Raw genomic sequence first — 17,193 nt, 5'->3', positions numbered from 1 at the left:
CAGCACACCGCGCATGGGCGGTTGCCCCGGCTGGGGCTGCCCGCCGGGTGGAGTACGCGGTGGAGCGCCGGGGGGAGGCGGTTGCCCGGGGGGACCGGACTGTGAGGATGGCCACGGAACCTGGCCTTCCAACCGTGGTGAGGCCGACACAGGCTGCTGTTCCGCTGGGCCACGGGGTACGGTGCCGTCCGGAAAGCGGTCCCGTGAGCGGTCCTGCGCACCGTCGGTCCGGCCTGTCGGCCGGTCGTCCGGTGGCCTGGGCGCACCCACCGGTGGTTGTCCGGTTCCGGACACTCGGAGCTCCTTGGCAGTCATTCGGGCAACACGGGACTGGAGTGACATCCGCGACGGCGGCTCGGACGCGGCTTCGACGAAGTTCGCGCTCCAGACTAGGACGCGGGCACCAGCAGGACGCACGGTGCGGTCGGCGCGCCGTACCCACACAGAACAAGCGAGGATCCGAGTGGAGTTCGACGTCACGATCGAGATTCCCAAGGGGGAGCGGAACAAGTACGAGATGGACCACGAGACGGGTCGGATCCGTCTCGACCGGACCTTGTTCACCGCGACCCAGTACCCGGCCGACTACGGCTTCGTGGACAACACGCTGGGTGAGGACGGCGACCCGCTCGACGCGATGGTCCTGGTGCAGGAACCGACCTTCCCCGGCTGCCTGATCCGGTCCCGTGCCATCGGGATGTTCCGGATGCGGGACGAGAAGGGCGGCGACGACAAGGTCCTGTGCGTCCCCGCCGACGACCCCCGTTCCGAGCACCTGCGGGACATCCACCACCTCGCCGAGTTCTACAAGCTGGAGATCCAGCACTTCTTCACCGTCTACAAGGAGTTGGAGCCGGGGAAGAGCGTCGAGGGCGCCATGTGGGTCGGCCGGGCCGAGGCCGAGGCCGAGATCAAGCGGTCCTACGAGCGGCTGAGGACCTCGGACCACTGAGCGGGTCCGCGCCCACCGCCAGGTGGGGTTGAGGCAGGGTGGTCACCGGCCCGCTGGGCCCGCGCCACCCTGCCTCCGAACACGATCAGACCTGGCTGGTCGTCGAAGGTTCCGCCCCCCGAGCGGTTCCCTCCTCCGACCGAGCGCTCGGTTCCGGCGCACCCTCGGCCTGGGCCGCCGCGCGCTCCGCCGCGAGCTGCTCGAGGTTCGAACGGTCGGACAGGTGCACGTCCCGGAGGAACCAGGACAGGGCGAAGGCCAGGGCCACCACGCCGAGTCCGATCAGGAAGACCGTGCCGACCGCGCTCGCGAAGCCCTCCAACACCGGCCGCGCCAACCTCGGGTCCAGCCCGTTCAGGAACGAGGTGTCGTTCAGGTCGAGGCCAGCGGACCCGCCGCCAGCTCCTTCCAGCGACGCCAGGAACCGCTCGTTCGCGGGGTCCGCCTGTACGGCGGGGTCGGTCAGGGCGCGCTGGAACTCGGGCGTCCGCGCGGCCGACTCGAAAGCGGACGTGATCCGGTCCCCCACGACGGAGAACAGGACGGAGAGGAACACCGCGACTCCGACGGTCCCCCCGTTCTGGCGGAAGAAGTTCGCCGAGGCCGTCGCCGCCCCGGAGTCCCTCGGCGGGGCGTCGTTCTGCACGTAGAGGGTCAGCGTCTGCATGCACTGGCCGAGCCCGCCGCCGAGGACGACCATGACCAGACCGATCTGCCAGAGCGGCGTGTCCACCGTCACCTGCGAGAACAACAGGTACGACAGGGTGAGCAGCCCGGTACCGAGGATCGGGAAGACCTTCAGCCGTCCGGTCCTGGCGATGAGTTGGCCGACGACCCCGGTCGCGACCATGATCCCGAAGGTGGTGGGCAACATCATGAGCCCGGCCTCGGTCGGGCTGAGCCCCTTCACGATCTGGAGGTAGAGCGGGACCGACATCATCCCGCCGAACATCCCGAGGCCGACCACGAAGTTGAGCACGTTGGCGAGCCGGAACGTCCCGGATCGGAAGAGCCGAGGGGGCAGCAGCGCCTCGTCCCCCATCCGCCGCTCCACCAGCACGAAGGCCACCAGCCCGACGGTGCCGACCGCGAACATCAGCAGCGACAGCGGTGAGCTCCAGCCCCACTCCCTGCCCTGTTCCGCCACCGTCAGCAGGGGGACGAGGCCCACGACGAGCGCGGCCGCTCCCCAGTAGTCCACACGGTGCCGCACCGGGTGGTGCGGGATGTTGAGCACCTTGGCGACGATGAGGAAGGCGACCACGCCCACGGGCACGTTCACGAGGAAGACCCAGCGCCAGCCGGCCACCCCGGCCAGGTCGTCCAGATCGGCGAAGAATCCCCCGAGCACCGGCCCCAGCACGCTCGACACGCCGAAGACGGCCATGAAGTAGCCCTGGTACCGGCCCCGCTGCCGGGGGCTGACGATGTCCGCGACGATGGTGAGCGCCAGCGACATCAGCCCGCCGGCGCCGAGGCCCTGGACCGCGCGGAAGGCCGCGAGCTGGTAGATGGAGGCCGCGACGCCGCACAGGGCCGAGCCGACGACGAAGACCGTGATGGCCGTCAGGTACATCGGCTTCCGGCCGTAGATGTCGGACAGCTTGCCGTAGAGCGGCGTCGAGATCGTCGCGGTGATCAGGTAGGCGGTGGTCGCCCAGGCCTGCGCGGTCTGCCCGTGCAGTTCGTCGGCGATGACCCGCATCGCCGAGGAGACGATCGTCTGGTCGAGCGCGGAGAGGAACATGCCGGCGAGCAGGCCGCTGATGATGGTGAGTACCTGCCGGTGGGTCAGTCCCCCGTCGGCGCGGGGACCGGTGTCCCGTGCCGCCATGCTGTTGCTCATTCACTTCCCCTGAGTGGACCGGCCCGCTCGTCGGCGAGCTCGGTGGTACGAGTTGGTAATCGTTCGGCACAGGCCGTGTTCGGCCTGGCGGGCTGGGGGGTCAGCGCCTCGCCGTCCGCCACGCCCCCGCCGTCGAGGACACGGCCGTGGAGTCGGCGTCGGGATCGGCACCGCTCCTGGAGCGGACCGTCGCCGTTCCCCCGGACGGCGAGCGGGCGCGCTCGGCGATCGGCCGGCCCCGGTGCACCGCGCGGCGGCCCCTCCCGCACGTGCGCGGCGACCCGTCGGCTCACCGTGGACGGCTCCGTCCGGAGCGCGGCGGCGAGCTCACCGGAACGGCGGGGGCGGGCGTGGAAGTGGGAAAACGGGGTGAGGCCCGCTGGCCCCGCCGCACCGCCGCGACCGCGTCGGTCTCCTCGTCCGGTTCCCGCATCGCCAACCCCTGTTTGCCCGCATCACACAACTAGTTGCACGAAGCAAGCTTCCGCCGATCAGGGACGGCCGGCAACCGATTTGGCTATGAGCCGACTCTCAGCTGCTCCAGGTGACCGACCGGGCACCCCGCGCCATCGCGGTGCTCGCGGCCCCACCGCTTCGACGGCGCGGATCGCGCGTCGTGGGCAGGCGCGTCGTGGGCAGGCGCGTCGGCTGGCCCTGGAGCGTTTCCCGTCCCAAGGGCGCGGCATCAGCCCAGGGCACGTCCGGGCCGACCAGGCGCCCGGGGGCCGGGGGCCGGGGGCGGACGATGGCTCAGCGGGGTGACCCGCGCGGCGAGCGGTGGCCGAGCCGCCGTCACGACCGTCGACCGCCGCTCCGCCCTCCTGGCCCTGACTGGCGGCAGGTCCGGGCCGAGGGGGATCGGGATCAGGAGATGACCGAGCGAACCCAGTCCCGGTACACCGTCACCTCGGTGAACACGAGCCCGCCAACTCCGCAGACCGGGTCGCCGCCCCGGGAGTCGAGGCCGGCCAGCCGCCAGGCCCCACCCTCCCTGACCACCGCCGGGCCGCCGGAGTCCCCGTAGCAGGAAGTGGCATCCCTGCTCACCCGCAGGCAGAGCTCGGTGGCGGCGTCCACTCCGGCGGCACGACAGCCGGCGGCCGCCGCCACGGGAACATCGAGCTGCCGCAGCAGCTCCGGGTACTCCCAGGAACACTCGAAGGTGCCGCAGGTCTTGCCCCAGCCCAGTATCCGAACCGTCGCTCCCTCGGGAGGTCGCCGCGCGGCGAGCGGCAGCGTCGGCGCCGGCACCGGCCGGGCCAACCGGAACAGCGCGATGTCCCCGGTGTGCCCGTTCCAGTGCGGATGGGTCACCATCTCGACGACCCGCTCGTAGCTGCCGCCCTCGGACCGGTGGTTCGTCCCGACCCTGGCCGTGTAGGCGGTGAGCTCGCCCTGGACGCAGTGCGCCGTGGTCAGCACCCACTCCGGGTCCACGAGCGCTCCGGCGCACCAGTGGTCCTTGCCCTCGGTCGGACGCTGGATCGAGACCACGAAGTGGTAGTCCTCGTCGCCCCCGACCCCTCCCACGATGCGCGCGGCGGGCTCCGCCGAGGTGGCCTCCTCGGCGGCGGCGACCTCCCTCCTCGGCTCGGCGGGCGAGACGGCGGTGGTGGACAGCGCGGCCACGACGGCCGCCAGGAAGAGTGCGCGCACGGGCCACGTCCTTCGGCGAGGGGCAACGGGGACGATCGTCGCCCGACACGCCCTCCATCGGCGCGCTCACGCGGCCCGTGTACCCCCTGAAGAGTGACTACCGGTCCACCGCTCGCCCCGGCTCCCGACCTCGGCCGGCACCGTTCTCGGCCGGGCCTCGAGCGCCGGCGCGCCTCCTCACCCGAGGGATCAGGCGGCCGACCTCCGTCCGAACTCCCGCTCCCCCTCCACCTCGACGTCCGACGCCCCTCCTCGCGGGGACACCGCACCCCGCCGGAAGGCGCGTAACTCCCAGCGCACCCGGTCCACGACGCGACGACGTCGTCGTGACCGGCGCACGTACCGCGCCAGCGGACAGACCAGCGTCAGCACCCACCAACTCACCATGATCCCGATCACAGTGCCACTCATCATGGACATGATCAGCACCTCCTCCGTTGGCCGAGAGCACGTGCCCCCGGAGGGATGACGTCCCAGCCGTGATCTTCACTCGAACGGATCAACACGGTCGTTCCGAGCCTCCGCTCCCACCGGGGTCACGTCACCAGGCACGGCGCGTGCCGGGACGCCGGGCCGCACCCCGGTGGTGGGCCGACGGGACGCCGACCGCTGACCGCCCCGAACGGCCGCGGGCGATGCACCCGGTCAGGGGATCTACCCGGAGCCCACCTCCTGGTTGACTGGAGGCGCGGCCGATCACCGAGCACGCCAACACTCCACGGAGGAGTCGGCATGACCTCAGGCGCGTCCGACCGGGTAGGGCACCTCCTGCGTTCGTTCGAGGAACGCGCACGGCAGGTCACGGAACTCGGCCAACGGTTGAGCGGGGTTCGAGGAGTCGCCACCAGTTCCGGTGGGGTGGTGACGGCGACGGTCACGCCCTCCGGAGCACTCGTCGACCTCCGGCTCTCCCCGGCCGCCACCGACCGGAGCCACGTGGCGCTGCGACAGGAGATCCTGGAGACGGTGCGGGCGGCGACACGCGATGCCGCCGAGCGCCTGGAGGAGATGGTCGGTCCCGTGCTCGGCGAGGACGCCCAGCGCATCCGGGACGCGGTGTCCTCCGCCGGTGACTTCCCGGTCCCCCGTCCGGACGAGGACCCCCCGTCCGCACCCCGGGGTGACCCCGGCGGTGGTCCGTCCGACGAACCGCCCGAGACCTTCCTGCGGTAGGAGGCGACGTGACCGGGTTCGACGTCGATCCGGAGGCGCTGCTGGCCCACGGGGCCGGCAGTGAGCGACTCGCGGACAAGTTCGAGGAGCTGGGTGCGCTACTCGACCGCGCCAGGGTGGACGACCAGTGCTTCGGCCCGATCGGGGACGCGCTGCACCTCAGCGGCGGATACCACTCCGCGCTGGAGGAGTGCGAGGCGCTCGCCACCCAGGCCGCCGGTTTCCTGCGGACCGGGGCCGAGATGACCAGGGAGAGCGCCGCCACCTACCTCGGCGTCGACGACGGCCTGGCCCGCGCGCTGGAGTCGATCGGGGACACCCTGCGCGGAGGTGGGCGGTGACCGGCCCACCCAGCTTCGAGGAACTGAACGAGGACGCGGACCAGCGCGGCTGGTTCGACCAGGCCGCGGCCCGGGGCAGCTCCTGGTCCGGGGCCTACCAGGACCTCCAGGACGCGACCACACCGCCCGAGATCACCGCCGCGACCATCACGGGACGCCTGGAACTGTTGGAGGCAATCCGGTCACCGGGACAGGCCCTGGTCGGCAACGGGCTCGGCTTCCTGGTGTCCATCGTGCTCAGCCCCCTGGTGGAGATCGCCGAGTGGGCCATCGGCGACCCGGAGCAGATGCGGGCCACTGGGGAGGGCTGGGAACAGGTCGCCCGCTGGCTGGACGAGGTCTCGGAGGCCGAGGGTCGACGAGCCGAGGCCACGGAGGACTCGTGGCGGGGTGAGGCCGGAGACGCCTTCCGCTCGCGGTTCGCGGAATTCGCGGAGGGCGTCGCCGCCCTCGCCGCCGACATCCGCGACCTGCGGCAGGTCCTGGACCTGGTCGCCGACCTGTTCGACGCCTTCGTCGAGTTCACCATCCAGCTCATCACCGAACTGGTCATCGGGCTGATCGTCTCCTGGTTGGCCGCGCTCGCGGCGGCCTGGATCACCGCCGGAGCCTCGGTCGCCGCCGCGAACGTGACCACCACCATCCAGGTCGGGAGCACCGGGATCCGGCTCACCATGAGGGTCACCAGGCTGCAACAGCGGATCGGGCAGCTGGTGCGCAGGCTGGAGGCGCTGCTCACTCGACTGCGGGGCCCCTTCCGGGACCTCGTCAACCAGGCGGGGTCGCTGCGAAGCGGCAACGCCGCGCAGCGGTTCGCGATGCGGCGCGTCGACGGGAACCCGTTGGTCAACATCTTCACGAGGGCCGATGGGAGCACGCTCGCGTCCACCACGGGCAACCGGTTCTCCGCCGGCGTCGAGGGCACCCAGGCGCTGGCCACCAACATCAGCGAGGCCGTGTTGCGGAACGCGCTCGGCGGTCAGAGCAGGACCAGCGGAGCGGCAATGGCCGCGGCGGGCGACCAGCTCACCTCGGCCGCGATCGAGCAGGGCGCGGAACTCGCCCATGACGCGGCGACACCCGAACCCTCCGCTGAGGAACGACGAGCCGCCCAGGAACGGGGATTCCAGTGGTAGAGGTGCTCGCGGCACGGCACACCTGGTGCGCGCCGAGCGAACGGATCCGGCTCGCGACGCCCCTCGGGGCCCGGCTGCGGTTCGACGTCGCGGGTCTGGACGAACACGGCGCGCCTCGGCGGGGTTGGCTCGCCAGGACGTCCGGCGCCGTCGGCGGCGCGGCGGGAGGCGCGCTCCTCGGGCTGGTGGACGCCCTCTCCGGCAACGACAACCTCAGCTCCGACCCTGGCCAGGTGCCCACCACCCTGGTCACCGGCCCGGGTCCGGAGTGCCTCGCGGTGTCCACCCTCAGTGGGGTGGACACGCTCGCTCCGGGTGACCACTGGTTCCTCACCTCCACCCGGCTGGCCCTGCTCTCCTTCCTGCCCTCCGGCACCGAGGCGACCGGTTCCACGAGCGGAACACCCGCGGAGGCGGGCACCGGCCTGCTCGACCGGGCCCGACGCTTCGGCACCGGCATCCTCGGCAACGGGGACCCGGCAGCGCCACCCCTCCGGGGCAGTCTGCCTCTCGCCACCGCACGGGTGGAACTGCCGGCCAGTCGGGTCCGGTCGGTGGGGGTGGTGGCGAGGAAGCAGGGCGGCGGCAGCAGCGGCGTCCCCCCGCACTACCTGCGTGTCGTCCTCGACGACGGGTCCGCGTTCGAACTCGCCGCCCCCGGCCGGACCGAGGCGGCTGCCCGCCGAATGCTCGCCCTCGCGTCCTCCTGACCCGCACCCGACCCCGAACCAGAACGGAACCTCCTGGTGTCCCGCGAACTCACCGCACGAGCGCTGTCCCGAACCTGGACCCGGGCCGAACGGGGCGAACTGCTGCTCGCCGTGCTCGGTGGCCCCGGCGCCGGGCACCTGGGGTCGAGCCTCGGCGGCCGAACCCACCTGCCCCACCGCCCCACCGCGCCAAGCGCGCTCGCCACCAACACCGACATCGCGCGACCCGCGCTCACCGCCCCACTGGCGGCCGGCGGGTGGTCGGACGACGAGTGGGCCCACGACCCGGCGATGTGGGGGTGGATCACCGGGGTGGACCCCGGGGACCACGCGGTCCGGTTGGGCGACGCGCTGACCCACGCCGGCGCACGCTGTCGCCTCGCCCTGTCCAACCGCCGGCTCGCGGTGCTGGTGGAGGCGGGCGAGGTGGCGAGCGGCGAGCCGGCCCAGGCCTCACCCGGGGGGCACGAAGCCGGTTTCGCGGGCCGTCTCGGCGGCCTGCTGCGCCAGGTGCGGGGTGGGGCCGGTGAACGTGGCGTCGTCGCCCTGCACGAGGTGGACCGTCCGGAGCTCCGGTCGGTCTCGGCGGCGCCGCTCGGCCGCGCCGCGCTTCCCGAGTGGTTCCTGGGGTTCACCTTCGTGGACGGCTCCTCCCTGCTCGTCCGCCACGAGGACCCCGAGCAGCTGGTGGAGACCCTCCGCCTGAACCCGTGACCTGAGACCCGGACCCGGCAGCGCATTCCGTGTCACGCGGCGTCGGTGGTGGCCAGCTGACGCCGTATCAGCGGGAGGAAGCGCGGAAATCCCTCACGACAAGGAGGAACCACCTCGTCAGGAAACGACGTACCCGAGGATGAACCGGCTCCGGGGCAACGCGATTCTCCGCAATCGTGATCCGCCCAGCGAACAGCACACCTACTGGACCAGGTCGCACGTCCCCGGCCCGCCTACGGCTCATCACACACCCATACCGCCCGGGACGGAATTCACCGAGCCACACCACCCCGACATTTCCCCTGCGGACAGGGAACAGGAGACCCCCTCGCTCCCGCTGCCCCGGCTGTCGGCCACGTGCCGCCGAGGACGAATGCCCCGATCTGGTGAAGCTGTGCGACCAAGTCCCACGTCAGGGGCGCCGCTGGCACGATTGCTCCCAGGCCCCGGCCGTTCGCGCACGGCGGCTCGAGACCAGCGACGAGTACGGGTCAGGCGATGCGAGAGTACGAGTACGAGGACGAGGACGAGGACGAGGACGAGGACGACTGCGCGGACGAGGATGACGACGAGGAATTCGCCCACATCAACCATTACTCGGGCGACGTGACCAACGTCGTGCAGGCGCGTGACATCCACGGGGATGTCAATTACTACGAGCGCGATCACGGAGTGTTCCACTACCGCATATTCCGGTACGCGGGAGCCACTCTGTTCCTCACCCTGTTCGTCACAGCGGCCGCCTACTCCCATCTGGTCAACGACATGCGGCTCACGTGGTGGGAGTGGGCACTGCTACCGGTTGTCACCGCGGGCCTGGTCCTAGTGATGTTCCACACCCACTCCTGGATATACCCCAATCCCAGCTTTCGTTCGTTCCGCGCATTTCTTGCCATCGCACTCATCGCACTTGGGTACAACTACGGTCCTCAGCTGGATGTCGTTGGGGATGTCTCGCCCGTACTCGCGCACTGGATCGTGCTGCGGTTCTGAGCGGTCACGCGTGAGGACCGAGGTGGCGGTGGTACCGATGCGTGCCGATCGGGCGGCGTAGGGCTCGCCGCGAGCGCCGTCGGGAAGGCGTCGCCGCGATCAGCGGCCAAGCCCGTCGCAGCCGGACCCGTCCCATCGATCTCCTACCCGACGAGAGCCCCCGAACGCGACGAAGCCCAGGCCTCGGGAGACCTGGGCTTCGGGCTGAGCCGCCTGAGGGAATCGAACCCTCGACCTACGCATTACGAGTGCGTCGCTCTGGCCGACTGAGCTAAGGCGGCGCGCTGCGGGCACAGCACGAACAGTCTAGCGAACGGGGAGCGACCGGGACGAGCGGGGTCGGTATTCCGGCGACCTCGTGCCTGCCCACGGGAGGAGGCAGGCGGGTCCGCCCGCGCCCCGTCCGAGGCAGCGGGGCCAGTGCCCCGCACACCGGGAGCTCGGTCAGGTCAGCCGCGCCACAGCACCATGAGCATGGCCTCCACGGCGATGCGCGGTTTGACGTTCGCGGCGAGCGCGTCCCGGCACTCCAGTACCGACTCCAGCCGGCGCAGCGTCGACTCCGGCGTCCACCGCGCCGCCGCCGACCGGCTGTCCGCCTCCCGGTCCGGGTGGTTCAGCGGCACCGCCGCCCCGGCCGAGAGGACGAGTACGTCCCGGTAGAAGGCCGTGAGGTCGATCAACGCCTGGTCCAGCGAGTCACGCTGGGTGCGGGTGGTCCGGGACTTCTGCCGCTTCTCCAGCTCCCGGACGGCGGCGTTCGCTCCTCTGGTCGCCGCGGCGGTGCCCTTCCCCGTTCCGCCGGCGCCCATCGCCGTGCGCAGCGCCTCCTTCTCCTCCTCGTTCCGGATCTCGTTGGCTTCGACCGCGTCGGTCTCAGCGGCCTTGACCAGCTCGTCCGCGCACCGGAACACGTCGGCGGACCGGTGGAGCGCGGTGGGTATCGCCAGCACCGCCGCACGACGCTGCCTGGCGGCCTCGTCCGCCGCCAGGCGACGTGCCCGCTCCACGTGGCCCCCGCACACCGAAGCAGCCCAGTCGGCGAGTTCGGGGTCCACTCCGTCGTGGTCACGCAGTGCCCTGGCGATCTCCGCTGGGCGGGGGGTACCCAGCGCCAGCGGCCGGCATCGGGACCGGATGGTCACCGGGACGTCGTCGGGGTGGTCCGAGGGGGCGCACAGCAGGAACACCGTCCGCTCCGCTGGTTCCTCCACCGCCTTGAGCAGCGCGTTCGCCGCCCCCTCCGTCAACCTGTCCGCGTCCTCCACCAACACCACCTGCCAGCGGCCGGCGGTGGGTCGCCTGGCCGCCGTCTGCACGAGAGCGCGCATCTCGGCGACCGAGATCGACAACCCGTCCGGCGCGACGATCCGCAGGTCCGCGTGGGTCCCGGCGAGCGCGGTACGGCACCCCTGGCAGGCTCCGCACCCGGGTACCGGACCGGGGACGACGCACTGGAGCGCGGCGGCGAACACCCGCGCCACCGTCGTCTGCCCGGAGCCGGGGGGGCCGGTCAACAGCCAGGCGTGGGTCATGGCGCCCCCGCCAGTCCCTCCGCCGGAGACCGCCCCGGCCGCGGCGACCGCGGCGGCGTACAGCTCGGCCAGCACCGACCGCTGGCCCACGACCTCCGCCCAGACACCGGTGGTGGGAACCGCCGGCTGGCCGAGGACGGCTTCCACGCTCCCAGTCATCCCCACATTGTGCAGTCCCCCGCGAGGGGCCCCCGGAGCGGGCGAGCCCCTCGCGAACGGACCCGGCGGCTCAGGCCTCCGGCAGCGAGACCGTCCGCCCCTCGTACCCCTGGGAGTCGCTGATCATCCGGAAGCGGCGGTCCCGCAGCACGCGCCCCACCGACTCGCGGACACGCCGCTCGATCTCGTCCTCACTGCCGTCCGCGTCAACCACCAGGTAGCGGTCGGGATTGGCGGCCGCCATCTCTCCCAGCAGCCGCTTCACCTGCCAGTTGTGCTTGAGATCCTCGGTGCCGGCCCCCCCGTCCGAACGGGGCTCCCGGTCGAGCAGCACCGTGATGTCCGCGTGGAGGCGCCCGGTCGCCCAGTCCCCCAGCCCCTCGAGTTCGCCTTGGGCCAGTCCCGCCGCCGCGCCGAAGTGGGCCAGCGGGCTGTCCACGTAGCGTTCCATCACCACGACGGCGCCCCCGTCGAGCGCGGGGCGGACCACCTGCTCCACCACGTCGCTGCGCACGGCCGCCGCGACCAGCGCGTTGGCCCGAGCACCCGAGACCTCGACTGACTTGAGCACGTTGCGCAGGCGCTGCTCGTCCAACGCCGGGTCAGCGGCGAGCACCACCCGGTTGCCGCCGGCGGTCAACCAGTCCGTGAGCCGCCGCGCCTGCTCGGCGGTGTCCACCGCCGTGTCCCCCTCGACGGCGATCAGGAGGCCGTTGCCCTCCCGCCTGGACCGGAAGACGGCTCGCAGGTCGGCGAGGATGGGCCGGCTGCGCCGGTCGTCCATCTGGCGGTAGGCGACCACCCCGAGCACGGCGGCCACGACTCCGGCCCCGAGCAGGATGGGCCGGGTGGCGTCGACCTCGACCTGGGCCCCGAAGAAGGACAGCGTCCGTGGCCGCAGGATCGCCAGCAGGGTCGGCACGAGCGCCAGGGCGCCCACGAGCACCACCCGCAGCAGCGACTGGACCATCGCGACGGTCCGTCCCCGGACCGCGTCGTCCACCTGGGTGCCGATGATGGTGAGACCGGTCAGGAAGGCCACACCGGCGAATCCCCCCACCAGTGGGACCACCAGGAGCGCGATCCACAGGTGCGGGGCCAGCGCCACCGGGAACAGGGCCAGGCCGGCCCCGACGATGGCCGAGCCGAAGAGCCGGTTGTGCGGGATGCGTTGCGCGAACTTGGGCGCACCCGCCATGCCACCGGCCAGCCCGAGGAAGATGGCGGCGAACAACAGGCCGTACCCGGTGTCACCGGCGGAGAGGCTGTTGGAGTAGAGCTGGGCGGTGGCGACCACGGCGCCCCCCGCGGCCACCGCACCGATGACACCGATGACCAGACCGCGGATCAACGGGGTGGTGCCGATGAAGCGGAACCCGTCCCGGAGCATTGACAGCGCTCCTGGCCGCTTCGCGGCCACGGCCTCGCCGCCGTCGCTCCCCTCGGAGGCGGGCTGGGGTGTCTCCCGTGCTTCCCCCGAGGCCTCGTCACCGACCCTGCGCCGCAGGGACAGCTCCGGGATCCTGGTCGCCACGAGGATGGCGGACGTGAGGAAGAGCAGACCGTTGACGACCACGGCGATGTAGGCGATACCCAGTTCGCTCTCGAGCTGGAGGATCGGTCCGATCGCCGTGATCAGCGCGTACAACCCGGCACCGCTGATCACGGAGATGCCGTAGGTCATCACCAGGCTGAGCTGGTTGGCGGTCTCCACCTGGTCCCGCCGGCGCAGCAGGTTGGGGATCGCCGAGTCCTTCGCGGGTATCCACAGCAGCGCGCAGCAGCCGATGAGGAAGTTGGCGACGAACAGCCACAGCAGTGGGCCCGTCACGCTGTCCGACAGCGAACCGACCAGCGGGATGGAGAGGAAGAACAGGCATCGCAGGCTGTCGCAGACCACCATCACCTTGCGGCGGTCGAACCGGTCGGCGAGGATCCCCCCCACCGGGGCGAATAACAAGCCCGGCAGGAGTTGGGTCAGGACGACCGCGCTCAGGGCGAAGCTCTGGGCCAGGTAACTGTCGGTGAACTTGGCGACCAGTCCCGTCAGCGCCAGGAATGACAGCCAGTCACCCATGCTGCAGATCGCGCTGACCATCCACAACCGGCGGAACGCCGGGATGGCCAGAACGCTCCGTATCCGGTGGGCGGTCGTGGTGCCCGTTCCCCCGGTTTGCTGGCCAGTCGGAATGGCCGGCTGCGCCGCGCTAATGCTGACCACCCCCTGTTGGCCGTCGCTGCAAGGACCTGCGCTCAGAGTAGTCGGAAAATGTGATCAAGACGGCCGAACCGGCTGTCCGGGTGATGACAGCGATCACAGCACGTCCCCTCCGACCCCGGCCTCGCACGCTACGTCCCCGACGTTGAGGATTCGCTGAGGACACCGGTCCCTGGGTCAGGGGTCGGGTAGCACGGCAGGACGACGGAACGGACATCCCGCCTCCCCCGAAGGTCATGAGACCCAGTGGGCACCGATGATGACCGCGAGCATCAGCAGCGCCATGACCAGCGGAAGCAGTCGATGGGGAGTGGGGCCGGGCCGCTCCGCGATCACCTCGGGCATGGGGTAGGAGCCAGCCGCGCTCTCGGCCCACACCTCGGGGGAGACGGATTCCCGGTGAGGAGCTCGGGACTGGCTCGGGCGCGGGGCCGCCGCCCAGAGCCCGCCCTCCCGCTCGGCCGCGCGCCGCATCCGCTCACTCGGCTCGGGTGGGCGCACCGCGGCGACCGGCGCTGCCACCGCACCGGGTTCGCCAGGCCGAACCGCCGTCCACGCCGTCACCGGACCACCGGCGGCGTCGGTCCGCGGCGGTGGGGCGGGTGGGGCCTGGGTCCCGTCAGGCCCGGTCAACGCGTCCCCGAACATAGGCGCCACCTCCTGAGCACCCTCCTCAGGGTAGGGGTGCCCCGACGGCGGGCGCCCAACCGCCGCCCGGGGCCTTGCTCCGGTGCTCCCGCCTCAGCGGCCCGGTCAGGACTTGCTGGACGTCGCGCGCTTCCGGCCCCGCTTCGGGGTGGTGCCCTTCGCCCTCCGCTCCGCCAGCAGTTCGGCGGCTCGTTCGTCGGTCAGGGTCTCGACCGCGTCGGCCTTGCGCAGCGAGGCGTTGGTCTCACCGTCGGTCACGTAGGGGCCGAACCTGCCGTCCTTGACGACCATCGGCTTGCCGGAGGCGGGGTCGGAGCCCAGCTCACGCAGCGGCGGGGCGGCGGCCGTGCGCCTCCCCCGCTTCTTGGGCTCCGCGTAGATGCGCAGGGCCTCCTCGAGGGTGATGTCGAAGAGCTGCGCCTCGGAGTCGAGCGAACGGGAGTCCGTTCCCCTCTTGAGGTACGGGCCGTACCTGCCGTTCTGCGCGGTGATGTCGGTGTCGGTCTCCGGATCCCGTCCGACGACGCGGGGCAGGGACAGCAGCCGCAGGGCGTCGGCGAGCGTGATCGTGTCCAGCGACATCGACTTGAACAACGATCCCGTCCTGGGCTTGCCCTTCTCGTCCTCACCGAGGACCTCGGTGACGTAGGGCCCGTAGCGGCCCTCCTTGGCGATGATCTCGCGCCCGGTGTCCGGATCGGTGCCCAGCGAACGCCCTTCCATCGGAGTGGCGAACAGCTTCTCGGCGATCTCGGGGTTCAACTCGTCCGGCGGCAGGTCCTCGGGCAGGTTGGCGCGCTGGGCGCCCTCCCCCCCGGCCGCGTCGGGCGCCGCCTCCCGCTCGAGGTAGGGGCCGTAACGGCCGACCCGTACGGTGACGGTCCTCCCGTCGGCGTCGGTGAACATGGGGATGGAGTTGATCTCCCTGGCGTCGATGTGCTCGACGCCGGAGCCGACCAACTTCTTCAGCCCGCCCGCTCGGCCCACCGATCCGCTCGGGCCGATGTCACCCCCGAAGTAGAAGTCCGACAACCACGCCGTGCGTTCCTGGCGGCCCGCGGCGATCCCGTCGAGCTCGTCCTCGAGGCCGGCGGTGAAGTCGTAGTCGACGAGGCGACCGAAGTGCCGTTCGAGCAGTCCCACGACGGCGAAGGCCACCCAGGACGGCACCAGGGCCGAGCCCCGGCGCCAGACGTACCCCCGGTCCTGGATGGTGCTGATGATGGAGGCGTAGGTGGAGGGGCGGCCGATCCCGAGCTCCTCCAGCGCCTTGACCAGGCTTGCCTCGGTGAACCGGGGCGGCGGGTTGGTGGAGTGACCCTCCGGGTCGAGGGAGGAGGCGGTGACCCGCTGGTCCTCGGTGAGCACCGGCAGTCGGCGCTCGGCGTCGTCCGCCTCGCCACCGGCCTCCGAATCCACCGACTCCACGTAGGCCTTGAGGAAACCGGCGAAGGTGATCGTCCGCCCGGACGCCGCGAACACGCACCGCTCGCCGTCACGCGCGGTCCCGCTGATCCGCACGCTCAGCGTCGTGCCCCTGGCGTCGGCCATCTGCGAGGCGATGGTCCGCTGCCAGATCAGCTCGTAGAGCCGGAACTCGTCGGTCTCCAGCTCCCCCGCGACCTCGCCCGGAGTGCGGAACACCTCACCGGCGGGGCGGATCGCCTCGTGGGCCTCCTGCGCGTTCTTGACCTTCCGCGTGTACTGGCGGGGCTGGGGTGACAGGTACCGGTCGCCGTACAGCTCCGCCGCCTGGGAACGCGCCGCCGTGATGGCGGTGTCCGACAGGGTCGTCGAGTCGGTCCGCATGTAGGTGATGTAGCCGTTCTCGTACAGGCGCTGCGCGGTCCGCATGGTGCGCTCCGCCGAGAAGCGGAGTTTCCGCCCGGCCTCCTGTTGCAGGGTGGACGTCATGAAGGGCGCGTAGGGCCTGCGGGTGTAGGGCTTCTCCTCGACGCTGGACACCGTCAGTTCGGCGCCGTCGAGACCACGGGCGAGCTGGCGTGCCTCGTCCTCGGCCAGCACCCGCACCTCGCCGGAGCGGATGCGGCCGTCCGGCCCGAAGTCCCGGCCGGTGGCGAGCCTGTCCCCGTCGACGTTGACCAGCCGCGCCTGGAAGGTGCGGGGCTGTGCCTCGGGCCCGCCGTCGAGGACGGCGGCGATGTTCCAGTAGTCGGCCGAGACGAAGGCCATCCGCTCCCGCTCGCGTTCCACCACGATGCGGGTCGCCACCGATTGGACGCGGCCGGCGGACAGCTTGGGCATGACCTTCTTCCACAGCACGGGGCTGACCTCGTAGCCGTAGAGCCGGTCCAGGATGCGCCGGGTCTCCTGGGCGTCCACCAGGGAGTGGTCCAGATCCCTCGGGTTCGCCGCCGCCGCCCTGATGGCGGGCTCGGTGATCTCGTGGAACACCATGCGGCGCACCGGCACCTTCGGTTTCAGCGTCTCCAGCAGGTGCCAGGCGATGGCCTCGCCCTCGCGGTCGCCGTCCGTCGCCAGGTACAGCTCGTCGACGTCCTTGAGGGCGTCCTTCAACTCGCTGACGGTCGACTTCTTGTCGGGGGTGACGACGTAGAGCGGTTCGAAATCGTGTTCGACGTTCACGCCGAGGCGGGCCCACGGCTCGCTCTTGTACCTGGCCGGTACGTCGGCCGCTCCCCGGGGGAGGTCCCTGATGTGCCCCCGGGAGGACTCGACGACGAATCCACGCCCCAGGTACGAGGAGATCTTGCGTGCCTTGGCGGGCGACTCGACGATCACCAGCCGACGACCGCCGGAGCCCCCCGAACGGCTCCCGCCGCCCTTCTTCGCCCGTGTCGACCCTGCCACGCTCTCCTGCTCTCACTCGGTTCCCGGACTCGCCAGTGTGCACCGACAGCGACACTCCGCGCTGCCCAGGGTGACTCAGGAGCCACCTGGGCGCGCCCCCGCCCCACCCGTTCCAGGAGTGGAACGTCCAGCCTGGGCGGTTGTGTTCCGCGCCCCCGACCGCCGGGGCCGGCCGGCGCCCCTCATGGCTACTCAGAGTCATGCCGTTCCGCTGGCCGCGCCGCCTCGACCCCACATCGGGCGACGTTGGCCAGAGGCTGGTCCACCTCAGGAGGACGCC

General features: G+C 71.6%; 14 protein-coding genes and 1 tRNA gene. 7 read left to right on the top strand and 8 right to left on the bottom strand.

Annotation, left to right across the window (positions count from 1 at the left end):
• The first annotated feature begins 463 nt into the window (after positions 1–463).
• A complete protein-coding gene (locus ACOJVX_RS01440) occupies positions 464–952 on the top strand; it encodes an inorganic diphosphatase (protein ID WP_026417624.1) in 489 nt (162 codons plus the stop codon).
• An 85-nt stretch (positions 953–1,037) separates the two neighbouring features.
• Here the strand turns inward: ACOJVX_RS01440 and ACOJVX_RS01435 are convergent, their stop codons facing one another.
• From ACOJVX_RS01435 to ACOJVX_RS01425, 3 genes are all read right to left on the bottom strand, one after another.
• Positions 1,038–2,798: a DHA2 family efflux MFS transporter permease subunit gene (locus ACOJVX_RS01435; protein WP_051313481.1), complete on the bottom strand. Its 1,761-nt coding sequence runs from the start codon at positions 2,796–2,798 to the stop codon at positions 1,038–1,040.
• 864 nt (positions 2,799–3,662) lie between these two features.
• A complete protein-coding gene (locus ACOJVX_RS01430; protein ID WP_026417626.1) occupies positions 3,663–4,454 on the bottom strand; it encodes a S1 family peptidase in 792 nt (263 codons plus the stop codon).
• Between the two features lie 189 nt (positions 4,455–4,643).
• Positions 4,644–4,865 (bottom strand): hypothetical protein, encoded by a 222-nt coding sequence (locus tag ACOJVX_RS01425; protein WP_155886031.1) that lies wholly within the window; start codon positions 4,863–4,865, stop codon positions 4,644–4,646.
• A gap of 321 nt (positions 4,866–5,186) precedes the next feature.
• On the opposite strand from ACOJVX_RS01425, the gene ACOJVX_RS01420 reads away from it, so the two are divergent.
• The 6 genes from ACOJVX_RS01420 (at position 5,187) to ACOJVX_RS01395 (ending at position 9,521) form a co-directional block, all read left to right on the top strand.
• On the top strand, positions 5,187–5,627 hold the full coding sequence (locus ACOJVX_RS01420; protein ID WP_051313483.1) for a YbaB/EbfC family nucleoid-associated protein: 441 nt from the start codon (positions 5,187–5,189) through the stop codon (positions 5,625–5,627).
• Between the two features lie 8 nt (positions 5,628–5,635).
• Positions 5,636–5,968, top strand: coding sequence for a hypothetical protein (locus ACOJVX_RS01415; protein ID WP_026417628.1), 333 nt, complete (start codon positions 5,636–5,638; stop codon positions 5,966–5,968).
• Entirely contained in the window at positions 5,965–7,104 is a 1,140-nt protein-coding gene (locus ACOJVX_RS01410) for a WXG100 family type VII secretion target (RefSeq protein WP_103055829.1), read from the top strand. The genes ACOJVX_RS01415 and ACOJVX_RS01410 overlap by 4 nt, the downstream gene beginning before the upstream one ends.
• On the top strand, positions 7,098–7,814 hold the full coding sequence (locus ACOJVX_RS01405; protein ID WP_418154898.1) for a hypothetical protein: 717 nt from the start codon (positions 7,098–7,100) through the stop codon (positions 7,812–7,814). Before ACOJVX_RS01410 ends, ACOJVX_RS01405 begins: the two co-directional genes overlap by 7 nt.
• Positions 7,815–7,850: 36 nt before the next feature.
• Positions 7,851–8,528, top strand: a complete 678-nt coding sequence (locus tag ACOJVX_RS01400; protein WP_026417631.1) for a hypothetical protein — start codon at positions 7,851–7,853, stop codon at positions 8,526–8,528.
• Between the two features lie 498 nt (positions 8,529–9,026).
• Positions 9,027–9,521, top strand: a complete 495-nt coding sequence (locus tag ACOJVX_RS01395) for a hypothetical protein (RefSeq protein ID WP_418154900.1) — start codon at positions 9,027–9,029, stop codon at positions 9,519–9,521.
• Positions 9,522–9,728: 207 nt separating this feature from the next.
• On the opposite strand, the gene ACOJVX_RS01390 is transcribed toward ACOJVX_RS01395, so the two are convergent.
• The 5 genes from ACOJVX_RS01390 to topA all read right to left on the bottom strand — a co-directional run bounded on the left by ACOJVX_RS01390 (position 9,729) and on the right by topA (position 16,913).
• Positions 9,729–9,802 (bottom strand) — tRNA-Thr (locus tag ACOJVX_RS01390).
• Between the two features lie 168 nt (positions 9,803–9,970).
• Complete coding sequence (locus ACOJVX_RS01385) at positions 9,971–11,215, bottom strand: DNA polymerase III subunit delta' (protein WP_051313598.1); 1,245 nt, start codon at positions 11,213–11,215, stop codon at positions 9,971–9,973.
• Between the two features lie 70 nt (positions 11,216–11,285).
• A complete protein-coding gene (locus tag ACOJVX_RS01380) occupies positions 11,286–13,313 on the bottom strand; it encodes a bifunctional MFS transporter/dTMP kinase (RefSeq protein ID WP_026417634.1) in 2,028 nt (675 codons plus the stop codon).
• A 354-nt stretch (positions 13,314–13,667) separates the two neighbouring features.
• Positions 13,668–13,955, bottom strand: a complete 288-nt coding sequence (locus ACOJVX_RS01375) for a hypothetical protein (protein ID WP_156038708.1) — start codon at positions 13,953–13,955, stop codon at positions 13,668–13,670.
• A gap of 231 nt (positions 13,956–14,186) precedes the next feature.
• Complete coding sequence (topA, locus tag ACOJVX_RS01370; RefSeq protein ID WP_422647181.1) at positions 14,187–16,913, bottom strand: type I DNA topoisomerase; 2,727 nt, start codon at positions 16,911–16,913, stop codon at positions 14,187–14,189.
• Positions 16,914–17,193: the final 280 nt, after the last annotated feature.

The sequence above is a fragment of the Actinoalloteichus caeruleus genome, assembly GCF_049311605.1.
GTDB lineage: Bacteria > Actinomycetota > Actinomycetes > Mycobacteriales > Pseudonocardiaceae > Actinoalloteichus_B > Actinoalloteichus_B caeruleus.
The sequence above is the reverse complement of the archived record's forward strand: the minus strand, read 5'-3'. Positions and strand labels throughout refer to the sequence as shown.